Here is a 13,622-nt window from a genome sequence, read left to right on the forward strand (position 1 = left end):
CGTCGCCGGAGGTGACACCACGATGCCGATGCCGATGCCGACGACGACGCCGACGACGATGCCGCTGCCGGCGCCGATGGCGGCCCGTGCGATCGAGACCGCCGCGGCGGAAGGCCCGATCCCCGAGCCCGCACCGACGCACGGGGACTGCGTGATCACGGCGAACGGCGCCTATGCCGCCCGCCTCGCCCGGGGCGACGACGGCGACTCCTGGTTCCCGGAGCGCTGGACGCTGGACGGCCCCGAGCCCTATGCCGTGCCGCTGCCCGGCAACCAGCCAGAGGAGCCCGGCACGCAGGTGCACCCGATGGCCGACGGCCGGGTCCTCATCCGGCGGTTCACGGACGGGCGGCACGCCTTCTCCCTGCTGTATCCCACCGGCCCGGACACGGGCGAGCTTCCGCTGGGCGCGGTCGAGTGCCCCGACGAGGGGACCGGGCTGCGCCTGCTGCCGCCGGCCCCCTGCGGCGAGCGGGCGTACGCCCTGGCCGTCGGCGCGTACACGACGAGCGTGTGGCTGGTGGCGGGCGGTTCCTTCGGCCCCGAGCACCTCGCCGAGATCCCCGGCCGCTGCTCCGGCGGCGTCTGGCTGGACCGTACGGGCCGCATGCTCGCGCTGGACCGGGAGATCGCCGGCCGGACGAAGACCGTCGTGGTGGACCTGGAGCGCGGCGGCGAGGTGTCCCCCCTGTTGCAGATCGCCGCCGACAGCGACGACCGGCTGCTGCTGGCCGACCCCGACAGCGGCCTGCTGCTCATCGCCTCGGACGCCCCGTCGCCGGGCGAGACCCGGCTGGGCTGGGGGGTCCTCGGCAGCACGCTGCCGGTCCGCTTCCCGGAGTGCCTGCGGCTGCCCGGCCTGGTGCTCACCCCGTTCGCGATCCAGCCGGGCCAGATGCTGCTGCCGGAGGCCTGCGCGGTGGCGCTGCGCATCGACGGCCCCTTCGGCGCCTGGGTCGGCGTCTGGCGCCCCGGCGAGCGCCGTCTGCTGCAACTCGCCGCTCCCGAGGGATGGCTGACGGGCAGTGGGCTGTGGACGCCGCAGGGCGTGCTGCGTCTGCCGTACGCCACCGGGGCCGAGCCGTGCGGCGTGGCGCCGCTGTCCGTGCCCGTCGCGCCGCCGCCCGAAGCCGACGCCGGCGACGGGTCCGCGGCCTCGGCGGAAGCGGCCGGGCCGGTGCCGCCGACGGCCTGCGCACCCCGTCCGATCCCCCTTCAACAGGCCCCGCTGGGCGGCCTTGTAACGAACTAGCCGCGGTTGGCGTGGCCGCCTGGATTCGCCCCTCGGTGTGCTGGATAAAATCGCCCGGCTGTAAAGAAAGATCATGTTGACGGGGTGAACTTTTCCGATGAACGACACCAGTACGATGCGGCCGCTGTCCGCCGATTCCATGGACACGGCCGGTCACGGCCGGCACCGGGGCCCGGTCTCGTCCCAGGACGGCGACGCGGCACCGCACGGCCGGCACCGCAAGCCGACCGAGCCCAGGACCGAGAACCGGGCCGACGACAGGGCGGAGGCGACCGTCTGACGGCGCCCCAGGCACAACGAAGGGGCTCCGGCCGTCCAACGACGGCCGGAGCCCCTTCCGCATGCCCGACGCCCCACAGCTCCGCACGCCCGACGCCCACGGCTCCGCACGCCCGACGCCCGCACCCCTCACGCCGCACGTGCCACGGCCGCCGCGCCACAGGTCCCGCGCGCCACGGCCGCCGCGCCGCAGGTCCTACGTGTCGTCGCCGTCGCCGTCGCCGTCGCCGCGGCGCAGGCCCAGTACCTCCGCCGCCGCGAACGTCTCCCCGGGCGGGCGCTGTGCGAAGTGCGCGCCGAGCACGGCGTCCAGCTCCTCGAAGCCGAACACGTCCTCCTTGCTGTCGAACTTCGCGCGCACACGCGGCCGTTCGACGACGGCGACCATGCCGCCGTGCACCACCAGCAGCTGCCCGTTGATCCGCGCGGCGGCCGGCGAGGCCAGATAGCCGACCAGCGGGGCGACGTGCTCGGGGGCGAGCGGGTCGAGCCCGCCGCCCTCGGGTCCGGACAGCCCGGCGAAGACGTCCTCCGTCATCCGGGTGCGGGCGCGCGGGCAGATGACGTTGGCCGTCACCCCGTACTTGGCGAGCGCGAGCGCCGTGGACGTCGTCAGCCCGACGATCCCGCCCTTGGCCGCCGCGTAGTTGGGCTGTCCGGCCGACCCGGCGAGGAACGCCTCCGACGAGGTGTTCACGATCCGTCCGTACACCGGCGCCCCCGACGCCTTGGACCGCTCACGCCAGTGCGCGGCGGCGAACCGGGTCGTGTTGAAGTGGCCCTTGAGGTGGACCCGGACGACCGCGTCCCACTCCTCCTCGGCCATCGAGAAGACCATGCGGTCGCGCAGGATGCCCGCGTTGTTGACGAGCACGTCGAGCTTGCCGAACGCGGCGATCGCCGTGTCGACGAGCTGCCGGGCCTGGGCGAAGTCGGCGACGTCCCCGGTGTGGGCGAGCGCGGCGCCGCCCGCCTCCCGGATCTCGCGGGCCACCTCCTCGGCGGGACCGGCCGACGCCTCGCCCGAACCGTCGCGGCCGGGCTGCCCGAAGTCGTTGACGACGACGGACGCGCCCAGCCGGGCCAGTTCCAGCGCCTCGGCCCGGCCGAGCCCCCGCCCGGCGCCGGTGACGATCGCCGACAGCCCCTCGAGCGGCCGGGACACGCGGGGGGAGTCAGGGTGGGACGGGTCCGTCGCCTGGACACCGTGGGACCTGTGCCGGGACATGCGGCGGCCTCAGATCTCGATGCACGTACGGAGCGCGGCCCCGGTACGCATCTGGTCGAGGGCCTCGTTGATCTCGGCGAGCGCCACCCGGTGCGTGATCAGGCCCGACAGGTCGATCCGGCCGGCCCGCCACAGGGAGATCGTCCGCTCGTAGGAGCGCAGGACGTCGCCGCCGCCGTACATCGAGGGCAGGATCCGCTTCTCGTCGAAGAACAGCTCGAACATGTTGAGCTGGAGGCAGTCGTCCATGGCGCCCGCGCCGACCACGACGAGGGTGCCGCCGCGCCGGGTGTTCTCGTAGGCGGTGCGCGCGGTCGAGGAGCGGCCGACGACCTCGAAGACGTAGTCGAACCCCTCGCCGCCCGTGACGAGTTGCTTCGCTCCGGGCAGCCCTTCCGGTGAAACGGCCTTCGTGGCACCGAAGTTCAGCGCGGCCTCCCGCCGTGAGGCGACCGGGTCGACGGCGACGATCTCGGCGGCGCCCTTGAGCCGCGCGCCCTGGATCGCGGAGATGCCGACGCCCCCGCAGCCGATGACGGCGACCGACGAACCGGCCTCCACGTCCGCCGTGTTGAGCGCGGCGCCCAGTCCGGTCGTCACGCCGCATCCGATGAGCGCGGCGATGTCGAAGGGGACGTCGTCGGGGATGGGGACCGCGCAGCCGGCGTCGACGACGACCTCCTCGGCGAAGGTCCCGGTGCCGGCGAAGCCGAAGACGTCCCCGCCGGGGCGGCGGAAGTTGGGCGTGCCGGCGTTCATGAACCCGGCCAGGCACAGTTCGGTCTGGCCGCGCCTGCACGCGGGGCACGCTCCGCAGGCCGGCAGCCAGCAGACGACCACCCGGTCGCCGGGCTTCACCCGGGTGACTCCCTCCCCGACCTCCAGGATCTCGCCCGCGCCCTCGTGACCGGGCACGAACGGCGCGGGCTGCGGCAGCACCCCGCTCATCGCGGAGAGGTCCGAGTGGCACAGCCCGGTGGCCCGCACCCGGATCCTGACCCGGCCGGGGCCGAAGCCCACCGCCTCGACGTCGTCGAGGACCTCCAGCTTGTCCTGACCGATCTCGTGCAGTACGGCTGCGCGCATGGTGCGGCTCCCCTCTGTTCCTCTCCGGTCCCCTCGGACGCCTCCGGCGGCCGGGACGGCACAGGAGGTGGTGGTGACGGTGACGGCTGTGGCGGTGCCGGTGGTGATGGTGATGGTGGTGATTGCGCCGGTGCCGGTGCCGGTGGTGATGGCAGATGGCGGCGCCAGTGGTGCCAGCGGTGACGGCGGTGACGGCGGTGGTCAGGCGTGCTCGACGACCGTGTCGACGAGGACCGGCGCGTCGTCCCGCTGCACGGCCCCGACCGTCACCCGGACCGACCCCTCGCCGCGCCACATCCGGATGCGCAGGGTCTCCCCCGGGAAGACCACCCCGGCGAACCGCGTCGCGTAACCGCGCACCCTCGTGACGTCCCCGTCGAGCAGCGTGTCGACGACCGCCTTGAGCGTGATCCCGTAGGTGCACAGGCCGTGCAGGATGGGCCGGTCGAAACCGGCGGACTTCGCGAAGTCCGGGTCGGCGTGCAGCGGGTTGTAGTCGCCGGAGAGGCGGTAGAGGAGCGCCTGGTCCTCGCGGACGGCCCGCTCCACCTCCTTGTCGGGATCGCCGGCGGGCGGGCCGGGCCGGGCGGAAGGGCCGCGGTCGCCGCCCCAGCCGCCCTCGCCGCGGACGTAGATCTGCGCGTCGTTGGTCCACAGCGGTCCGTCCGCGTCGGCGGCCTCGGTCCGCATGACGAGGACGGCGGCCTTGCCCTTGTCGTACACGGCCGCGATGTGCCCGGTGGCGGTGGCGCGGCCCTCGACCGGGAGGGGCCGGTGGATCTCCAGGCGCTGGCCGCCGTGCAGGACGCGGGCGAGGTCGACCTCGACGCCGGGCATGGACAGACTGCTGATCACCCCGGGCGATCCGGACCCCGCGACCGTGGCGAAGCTCGGCAGGACGTGCAGGCGCGACTCCAGCGTGTACCGCAGTTCGTCGGGGTCGGTGGCGGGGACGCCCGCGCCGATGCCGAGGTGGTACAGCTGGACGTCCCGGCGGTCCCAGGCGATCTCGCCGGTCCGGGGTTCGGCGGCGAGCGCCTTGGCTGCGTCGATGGGCATGGGGCTCCTGATCGCTCGGATCGCTCGGATCGTGTCGAGACCTCGGCACGGCCGTCCGCACCGATCGGCCGCACCGAGGTCGCCACGGGCCGCGGACCGCGTCCTCCGTCCCCCGCTCCGTCCCCCGCGGAACGGGAACGGATCCGCGGAACGAGAGCGGATCCAGGGAACGGGAACAGATCTAGAACGCGTTCCAGTGCGGCGATCCCCTGTATAGCCCAGGCCCCGGCACTTGTGAAGAGACCTGACGGGCGACACCTGACGGTACGTCAGAAACAGTCGTCCCCGGCACGTCTCCGGCAGTCCCCGGCATGCTCTCCGGCCGGGTCCGGGGGCCGGCGCCGCCGGTGACATTTGTACCGGCCGGGCCCGTACATCCCGGCCCTGCCGCGTCCGGGCCCGGGCCCGTAGCGTCGGAACCGGCCGCACGACACGGGTGCGGTGGACACGGGAGACGGAAACGGGGACGGGACCATGACAAGGTCGTTCGAGGAGTGGCGGCGTGCGCGGGCGTGCCGCCGGGCCGCCTGGCGCTCGGCCTTCCGGCAGGCCCGGGAGCGGCAGCGGCAGTGGAAGGCGGACAAGGAGGACCTCAAGGACCGGTACCGGGCGGCCCACAAGGCGGGAGACGGGCGCGGCTGCCCGGCACGGCGGATCCCCGACGACGAAGCGGGCCCGCCCGCCAGCGGCTTCACGCTGATGCCGTGGCTGCTGATGGGGATGGGGGCCATCGCCAACCTGTTCCACGGCGAGACCCCGAACCCGTGGATCGGCGTCCTCGGCCTGCTGACGTTCAACTCCCTCTACATCTACGTCACCTTCCGCTCCTTCGTGAAGGAGACCCGGCGCGCGGCCTCCACCCGGGTGGCGCTGGCCCTGATGGCCCTGGTGACCTGCGGTCTCGCGCTCGCCTACGGCGACAGCTGGCTGCTGTTCTTCCCGCTGCTGGGCCTCGCGACGGGCGCGGCCCTGCGCGGCCCCCACCTGCGCGGCATCGGGACCGGGCTGGCGGTGGTGGCGGGGGTGGTCTCGGCCCTCCACGACGGCTGGGACGGCCTGACGATCGCCTACGCCACCTGGATCTCGACGATGGTGACGGCCGCGATCCTCTCCCTCTCGGAGGCCGTGCGGGAGCTGCGCGCGGCCCGCGAGGAGCTGGCCCGCCGGGCGGTGGAGGAGGAGCGGCTGCGCTTCTCGCGCGATCTGCACGACCTGCTCGGCCACACCCTCTCGGTGATCGTGGTGAAGTCGGAGGCGGCCCGGCGTCTGGCCCCGCGTGACATGGACGCGGCCCTCGCCCAGGTGACGGACATCGAGGCGGTCGGCCGCCAGGCGCTGACCGAGATCCGGGAGGCGGTCACCGGCTACCGCGAGGGAAGCCTGGCCGGCGAGCTGGACCGGGCCCGCTCGGCGCTCACGGCGGCGGGGGTCGAGCCGTCGGTGACGCGGTCCGGGCCGCCGCCGGACCCGCAGAGTTCGGCGCTGCTGGGCTGGGTGGTGCGCGAGGCGGTCACCAACGTCGTCCGGCACAGCGGCGCGACCCGGTGCCTGATCACGCTCGCGGCCGCCCCGGAGCGGATCCGGCTGACGGTCACGGACGACGGCCGCGGCCGGCCGGACGCGACCGGCGACGACGGCCGCGCCCCCGGCGGCGGCACCGGCCTGACCGGCCTGCGCGAGCGCCTCGCGGCGGCGGGCGGCTCCCTGACGGCGGGCCCGGACCCGCGCGGCGGCTTCACGGTCACGGCGGAACTGCCGGTCGAACCGGCGGAGCGGACCCCGGCCGGACCGCAGGCCGGGTCGCAGGACGAGACAGGGGCCGGGACGCGGCCCGAGACACGGGCCGGGTCGCGGGCCGGGTCACGGGCCGGGTCGCGGAGGGGGCTGACGGCGGGACGCCCGGTGAGCGGCAGTACGACGACGGACGGCGACCCGGACGACACCGGCACCGGGACCGACACCGGCATCGGGACCGACAGCGGGGACGGCCACGGGAACGGCGGCGCGACCCCGGACCAGGACGGCAACGACACCGGCAACGGGAACGCCGACGGGAACGCGGGCCGGGCGGTGGACGGCAGGGCGGGCCGGGGCGGGATTCGGGGCGAGGCGGCGTCGTCCGCGGCGCCGGAATCCGTCGGGACGGTGCCGTCCGTCGCCGTCGGCCCTAACCTTGGGCCGTGAACGAGACGCCGGGCGGGCCCGTGAACGAGATGCCCCGCCCTCACCGCCCCGCCAAGTCGATCAGGGTGCTGCTCGCGGAGGACCAGGGGATGATGCGCGGCGCGCTGGCCCTGCTGCTGGGCCTCGAACCCGACATCGAGGTGGTCGCCCAGGTGGGCGCGGGCGACGTGATCGTCGACGCGGCCCTCCTGCACCGCCCCGACATCGCGCTCCTCGACATCGAACTGCCGGGCATGAGCGGTCTGGACGCGGCCGCCGAGCTGCGGGAACAGGCCCCCGACTGCCGGGTGCTGATCCTGACGACGTTCGGCCGGCCCGGCTATCTGCGCCGGGCGATGGAGGCCGGGGCAGCGGGCTTCCTGGTCAAGGACGGTCCCGTGGAGGAGCTGGCGGCGGCGATCCGCCGGGTGCTGACCGGCGAGACGGTCGTCGACCCGGCGCTGGCCGCCGCCGCGCTGAGCGCCGGTCCCGATCCGCTGACCGCCCGTGAGCGCGACGTCCTGAAGGCGTCCGTCGACGGCGCGACGGTCGCCGACATCGCCGCACGGCTGCACCTGTCGGAGTCCACGGTCCGCAACTACCTGTCCTCCGCCATCGGCAAGACGGGCACGCGCAACCGCATGGAGGCGATGCGCGAGGCCCGGCAGCAGGGCTGGCTGTAGGCCCCGGCCGCAGACCCGGCCCCGAGACGGGCAGCGGGCAGCGGACGGCCGGCGGCACCCGTCGGGCAGGCGCCGGCACCCGGCGGGTACCCGGCGGACAGGCCCGAGGGCGTCCTGCGCCCCCTACAGTCCGGCGGCCTCGACGGCCTCGGCGACCGCGCCGCCCGTGCCGCCCGCGCGGCGCAGCACGCGCAGCGAGCCGGTGGCCGAGACCTCGGTGAAGGCCCCGGACTCCAGGGCGCGCAGGTAGACGCGGTAGGGGGCCTGGCCGGTGAACTCGTCGACCGGGTCCGGGAACACGTCGTGGATGACGAGGAGTCCGCCCTCGGCGACGTGCGGCGCCCAGCCCTCGTAGTCGGCGCTCGCGTGCTCGTCGGTGTGGCCGCCGTCCACGAAGACGAGCCCGAGGGGCGAGTTCCAGAACGCGGCGATCTGCGGCGACCGTCCGACGAGCGCGACCACGTGCTCCTCCAGGCCCGCCCGGTGCAGGGTCCGGCGGAAGGCGGGCAGTGTGTCCATCAGGCCGATCTCCGGGTCGACCGTCTCCGGGTCGTGGTACTCCCAGCCGGGCTGCTGCTCCTCGCTGCCTCGGTGGTGGTCGAGCGTCAGGGCGCTCACCCCGGCCCGGCGGGCGGCGTCCGCGAGCAGGATCGTGGACCGTCCGCAGTAGGTGCCGACCTCCAGCAGCGGCAGCCCGAGCGCGCCCGCCTCGACGGCGGCCGCGTACAGCGCGAGTCCCTCGTCCACGGGCATGAACCCCTTGGCCGCCTCGAACGCGGCCAGGATCTCGCGCTCGGGCGCAACGGTCGCGGGGGTCGCGGTCATGGGGGTCCTTCCGGTGGTACGGGGGTGTGGGCGCCCATGCTGCCGCACCCCCCGGCGCCGTCGCGACAGGGGGTGCGGAAAGGAGGGGGCCAGGACTGCCGGGGACGGCGCTCACCGTGCCCGGCGCGCCGGTGCGGTCAGGCGTTGACCGTCTCGCCCGGCAGGGCCAGGTCCAGGTCGACGGGCCGCTCGTCGCCCGCGTGGGTCGCGGAGCTGGCGAGCGGGCCGTGGCCCGCGGCCTTCGCGGCGAGGACGTAGGCGCCCTGGGCCGGGACCGCGAGGGCGTAGCTGCCGTCATCCTGCGAGAGGGTGGCGCCCGCCTGGCGGCCGCGGCGGTCGATGAGGGTGACCTTGGCGCGGGCGACCGGGGCGCCGCCGGCGTCCAGGACCCGGCCGCGGAAGCCCCGCAGGGCCTGCTCGGCGCGCTCCAGGTTGGCGTCCTCCTCGCTGCTGGCGCGCAGCTGCGGCACGGCCGACGGACGCTGCTGCCGGGGCAGGAACAGGGCGAGGACGAGGCCCACCGCGACGGCGGCCGTGGCGATCAGGAAGGACACGCGGAAGCCGTGCATGGTCGGGACGGCGACGCCGCCGACGTCGTTCGCGGTGTTGGCCAGCACCATGCCGATGACGGCGCTGGACACCGACGTGCCGATGGAGCGCATCAGGGTGTTGAGGCCGTTGGCGGCGCCGGTCTCGGAGGCCGGGACCGCGCCGACGATCAGCGCGGGCAGCGAGGAGTAGGCGAGGCCGATGCCCGCGCCGAGGACGACCGCGATGACGAGGCTCTGCCAGGCGGCGCTCATCAGCCCGAGGCCCGCGCCGTAGCCGATCGCGATGATCAGCATGCCCAGGATCAGGGTGAACTTGGGGCCGTACTTGGCGGACAGCCGGGCGTAGACGGGCGCGGTGACCATCATCGTCAGGCCGAGCGGCGCGACCAGCAGTCCGGCGACGACCATCGACTGGCCGAGGCCGTAGCCGGTGGCCTTCGGGAGCTGGAGCAGCTGCGGCAGGACCAGGGAGACGACGTAGAACGAGACGCCGACCATGATCGAGGCCAGGTTGGTGAACAGGACGGCCGGACGGGCCGTGGTGCGCAGGTCGACCAGCGGCGCCTTCACGCGCAGCTCCATCACGCCCCACAGGACGAGGACGACGGCGGCGGCGGCGAACAGGCCGAGGGTGGTGCCGGAGGTCCAGCCCCAGTCGCTGCCCTTGGTGATGGGCAGCAGGAAGAGGACGAGACCGATGGTGAGGCCGATCGCGCCCGCGACGTCGAAGGTGCCCTCGGCGCGCGCCGGCGACTCGGGGACGACGAGGAGGGTGAGGACGATGGCGAGCACGCCGAGGCCGGCGGCGCCGTAGAACAGGGCGTGCCAGTCGGCGTGCTGGGCGATCAGGGCCGCGAGCGGCAGCGCGAGGCCGCCGCCGACGCCGATCGAGGAGCTCATCAGGGCCATCGCCGAGCCGAGCTTCTCGCGGGGCAGCATGTCCCGCATCAGGCCGATGCCGAGCGGGATCGCGCCCATGGCGAAGCCCTGGAGGGTGCGCCCGGCGATCATGGTGAGCAGGTCGCTGGTGAGCGCGCTGACCAGCGCGCCGACGACCATCACGGCGAGGCTGGCTATCAGCATGCGCCGCTTGCCGAACAGGTCGCCGAGGCGGCCCATGATCGGGGTGGCCACGGCCCCCGACAGCAGGGTCGAGGTCAGGACCCAGGTGGCGTTGCTGGGCGCGGTGCCCAGGAGCTGCGGCAGGTCCTTGATGACGGGGACCAGCAGGGTCTGCATCACCGCGACCACGATGCCCGCGAAGGCGAGGACCGGTACCACGGCTCCGCTCGCCTCGCGGGTCGGCCGATCGGTGGTCGTGTGCGTCATGAGGAGGTGCCTCCGGGCGGTGGTTCGGCGATTACATGGGAGCTGAACCTGTATGCACGGGCAACTATTCCGATGCTTCGGCGTACTAACGATTTCTTTATCGTCTCTTGACGCAACCGCTCAGCGGGCCGGCGTCCCCAGGATGCCGTTCAGCAGCACGTCCAGACCCCAGGAGTCCCGGTCGCCGGACGAGAACAGGGCGGGCCGCAACGCGGTGATCGTCGGGTAGCGGTCGGCGGGCAGGGCCGCGTACCGGCGTTCGGCGTCCGCCACGACGCCGCTCTCGTCGCCGCCCCGCGAGGCGCGGGCGCTGTGTTCGGCGGCGGCCGCGGCCATGTGGAGGTAGAGCAGATCGACGGCCCAGGCGGCGGTGACGTCGTCCAGGCCCCCCTGCTTGAGGAGGGCGAGCACGCGGTCGAGGACGAGCAGGGCGTTGTCGCCGGTGGGGATCGCGCCGAGCGCGACGGCGGCCAGCCCCTCGTGCCGGCCCATCGCCTCGACGCCCGCCGCGACCAGGGCCCGCAACTGCTCGCGCCAGGTGCCCGGCGCGGTGAGCGGGACCAGCGCGAGCGCCTCGTCCAGCATCGCCGCCATCAGGTCCTCGCGGTGGGCGACATAGACGTAGAGGGAGGCGGGCCCGGTGTCCAGCTCCCTGGCGACCCGGCGCATGGTGAGCGCGTCCAGGCCCTCGCGGTCGAGGATGGCCAGCCCCGTGCGCACGATCAGCTCCCGGCTGAGAGGCGCCTTCGCCGGCCGCGCACGCCGGCTGACCGGCCCGGCGGCCGCCGCGGCGGCGGCGGCGGACGACCGCGAGCCGACGGCCCCCGAGGCCGCGGGCGGCTCGGAGTCCACCGGCGGCACAGCGGCCCGGGGCGGCTCGGAGTCGTCGGGCGGCTCGGGCTGCTCGGGCGGCTCGGGAAGTTCGGAGGTCACGCGGGTCACGGAGGAGAGGGTATCCGCGCACGGACCGCAAACCTTTTGACACGAACACCGTTCGTTTCCTAGCGTGCCGCATGAACGCCAACGAACACCGTTCGCCACGAACAGCGTTCGCCGACGCGTTCACCCACCCGACTCCCCAGGGGGAACCACATGATCCTGATCACCGGCGGCCGCGGCGCGATCGCCACCGAGCTGCTCGCGCTGCTGCACGCGGACGGTCTGCCCCTGCGGGTCGGCTCCGCCCGGCCCGCCGACCTCGCCCCGCCGCCCGGCGTCGAGACGGTCGCGCTCGACCTCACCGACCCCGCGACCTTCCCGGCCGCGCTGGCCGGCGTCACCTCCGTCTTCCTCTACGCGAGCGCCGAGCGCGTCGACGACTTCGCCGAGCACGCCCGGCGGGCCGGGGTCGCCCATGTCGTGGTGCTGTCCAGCTCCAGCGTCCTGGGGCTGCTCGGCTCCGAGCCGAAGGACGACGCGCTGGCCGCCTCCCACCTGGCCGTGGAGCGCGCCCTGCTCGACTCCCCGATCGAGACCACCCTCCTGCGGCCGGGCGCCTTCGCCTCCAACGCCACCGCCTGGGCCTGGCCCATCCGGTCCGGAAGCCCCATCACCCTGCCGTTCCCGGGCGCCCACACCGACCCCGTCCACGAGAAGGACGTCGCCGAGGCCGCCCGTGCCGCGCTCACCGACCCCCGGTTCCGCGGCGGCCGGTTCACCCTCACCGGACCCGAGTCGCTGACGTTCGCCGAGCAGATCGACCGCCTCTCCGCCGTCACCGGCCTGGCGATCGCGTACGAGCACGTCACCCCGGAGCAGTGGAAGAAGGAGACGGCCGAGCACGTCCCGGCCGCCTACGCCGACGCCCTCCTCGCCTGGTGGCGGTCCACGGACGGCAGGCCCGTCGCCCTCACCCGCGATGTCGAGGAACTGACCGGCCACCCCGCCCGCCCCTTCACCGTCTGGGCCGCCGACCACATCGCCGACTTCACCGCGCCCTGAGCGACCGGCCGGCCTTACGGACCCGGGGAAAGGCACGCCGCGAAGGAGCCGGTCGGCCCGGTCCCCACCGGGCGCCGCGTACGCGTCGGCGGAGGTGACGCGTCCGAGGTGCCCGTGAGAGGCGCCGGTTAGGGTGACAGGCGTGTCGTACTCAGGCCCGCCCTCCGACCCCTACGGTCCCTCCGACCCCTACCGGCCCCGGCGGTCGCGGCTGCGCCGTCCGCTGACCGTGGCGCTCGCCGCGCTCGTGCCCGGCGCGCTGCTGGGCTGGCTGGCGTACGAGGCGCTGGGCGGGACCGGGAGCGGCGGGGACGGCGGGCCGGGCGGGGCGCGGGCGGGAGCGGGCGTCTCCAGCGCCCCGGCGAGCGGTCCGGGGACCGCCGCGGCCGGCGACGACCGGCCGGGCACCCTCTCCGCGCCGCCGAGCAGCGCCGCCGCCCCTCTCACCGGCAAGGTCGTCGTCATCGATCCGGGGCACAACCCCGCCAACGCACGGCACACCGGCGAGATCGGCCGGCAGGTGGACATCGGCACCAACCGCAAGGAGTGCGACACCACCGGGACGGCCACGAACGCCGGTTACAGCGAGGCCGAGTTCACGCTGGACGTCGCCCACCGGCTGCGCACGCTGCTCCAGCGGCAGGGCGCGACGGTGAAGCTGACGCAGGACGGGGACCGGCCGTTCGGGCCGTGCGTCGACGAGCGCGCCCGCATCGGGAACACGGCGCACGCCGACGCGGTCGTCTCGATCCACGCCGACGGCTCGGCGGCCGGCAACCGCGGCTTCCATGTGATCCTGCCGGCCGCGGTGCACGCGGGCGCCGCGGACACCCGGGCCGTCGCCGGCCCGTCGAAGGACCTCGGGAAGCTGATCGCGAGCGACTTCGCCCGTTCGACGGGCACTTCGGCGTCCAACTACATCGGAGACGGAACCGGTCTCGTCACGCGCAGGGACCTCGGCGGTCTCAATCTGTCAACGGTTCCCAAGGTGTTCATCGAGTGCGGCAACATGCGCGATAGCAAGGACGCTGCGCTGCTGACCAGTGGCGTGTGGCGGCAGAAGGCGGCGCAAGGGATGTCTGAGGGAATCGTGAGTTTCCTGCACGGGTCGTGACCTGGGCGCGGATCCCGGCGGACAGCGCGATCGTGCGGACGATAATGTCGTCCCTACGATGAGGGGCCACCCCCGCGCTCACACCGGGGCCGACGGCGATCTGGTGACAGCG

General features: G+C 74.5%; 11 protein-coding genes and 1 pseudogene. 6 read left to right on the plus strand and 6 right to left on the minus strand.

Annotated elements, in window-relative coordinates; translation table 11 throughout:
• Positions 1-76: 76 nt before the first annotated feature.
• Positions 77-1,252: a hypothetical protein gene (locus OG802_RS10285; RefSeq protein WP_329417015.1), complete on the plus strand. Its 1,176-nt coding sequence runs from the start codon at positions 77-79 to the stop codon at positions 1,250-1,252.
• A gap of 97 nt (positions 1,253-1,349) precedes the next feature.
• Entirely contained in the window at positions 1,350-1,532 is a 183-nt protein-coding gene (locus OG802_RS10290) for a hypothetical protein (RefSeq protein WP_329409308.1), read from the plus strand.
• Between the two features lie 195 nt (positions 1,533-1,727).
• Here the strand turns inward: OG802_RS10290 and OG802_RS10295 are convergent, their stop codons facing one another.
• The 3 genes from OG802_RS10295 to OG802_RS10305 form a co-directional block, all read right to left on the minus strand.
• Positions 1,728-2,696 (minus strand): 3-oxoacyl-ACP reductase, encoded by a 969-nt coding sequence (locus OG802_RS10295; RefSeq protein WP_329409310.1) that lies wholly within the window; start codon positions 2,694-2,696, stop codon positions 1,728-1,730.
• 72 nt (positions 2,697-2,768) lie between these two features.
• Complete coding sequence (locus OG802_RS10300; RefSeq protein ID WP_329409311.1) at positions 2,769-3,845, minus strand: Zn-dependent alcohol dehydrogenase; 1,077 nt, start codon at positions 3,843-3,845, stop codon at positions 2,769-2,771.
• A 201-nt stretch (positions 3,846-4,046) separates the two neighbouring features.
• Complete coding sequence (locus tag OG802_RS10305) at positions 4,047-4,904, minus strand: MaoC/PaaZ C-terminal domain-containing protein (protein WP_329409313.1); 858 nt, start codon at positions 4,902-4,904, stop codon at positions 4,047-4,049.
• A gap of 474 nt (positions 4,905-5,378) precedes the next feature.
• Between OG802_RS10305 and OG802_RS10310 the strand changes: the two are divergent.
• Both OG802_RS10310 and OG802_RS10315 read left to right on the plus strand, forming a co-directional pair.
• A pseudogene (locus OG802_RS10310) lies at positions 5,379-6,761 on the plus strand (sensor histidine kinase); the annotation flags it as partial.
• A gap of 356 nt (positions 6,762-7,117) precedes the next feature.
• Entirely contained in the window at positions 7,118-7,750 is a 633-nt protein-coding gene (locus OG802_RS10315) for a response regulator transcription factor (protein ID WP_329417016.1), read from the plus strand.
• Between the two features lie 123 nt (positions 7,751-7,873).
• Here OG802_RS10315 and OG802_RS10320 read toward each other — a convergent pair whose 3' ends face one another.
• The 3 genes from OG802_RS10320 to OG802_RS10330 all read right to left on the minus strand — a co-directional run bounded on the left by OG802_RS10320 (position 7,874) and on the right by OG802_RS10330 (position 11,397).
• Positions 7,874-8,575 carry a class I SAM-dependent methyltransferase gene (locus tag OG802_RS10320; RefSeq protein WP_329409316.1) on the minus strand — a complete coding sequence of 234 codons (702 nt, stop codon included), beginning with the start codon at positions 8,573-8,575 and terminating at the stop codon, positions 7,874-7,876.
• 137 nt (positions 8,576-8,712) lie between these two features.
• Complete coding sequence (locus OG802_RS10325; RefSeq protein ID WP_329409318.1) at positions 8,713-10,455, minus strand: MFS transporter; 1,743 nt, start codon at positions 10,453-10,455, stop codon at positions 8,713-8,715.
• Between the two features lie 120 nt (positions 10,456-10,575).
• The gene (locus tag OG802_RS10330; RefSeq protein WP_329409320.1) at positions 10,576-11,397 is read right to left on the minus strand and encodes a TetR/AcrR family transcriptional regulator; all 822 of its coding nucleotides are present in this window, start codon (positions 11,395-11,397) and stop codon (positions 10,576-10,578) included.
• Between the two features lie 150 nt (positions 11,398-11,547).
• Between OG802_RS10330 and OG802_RS10335 the strand changes: the two genes are divergently transcribed.
• The gene (locus tag OG802_RS10335; RefSeq protein ID WP_329409322.1) at positions 11,548-12,396 is read left to right on the plus strand and encodes an NAD(P)H-binding protein; all 849 of its coding nucleotides are present in this window, start codon (positions 11,548-11,550) and stop codon (positions 12,394-12,396) included.
• Between the two features lie 142 nt (positions 12,397-12,538).
• Positions 12,539-13,510 (plus strand): N-acetylmuramoyl-L-alanine amidase, encoded by a 972-nt coding sequence (locus OG802_RS10340; RefSeq protein ID WP_329409324.1) that lies wholly within the window; start codon positions 12,539-12,541, stop codon positions 13,508-13,510.
• The last annotated feature ends 112 nt before the right edge of the window (positions 13,511-13,622 follow it).

The sequence above is a fragment of the Streptomyces sp. NBC_00704 genome, assembly GCF_036226605.1.
In the GTDB taxonomy this organism is placed as follows: Bacteria; Actinomycetota; Actinomycetes; order Streptomycetales; family Streptomycetaceae; genus Streptomyces.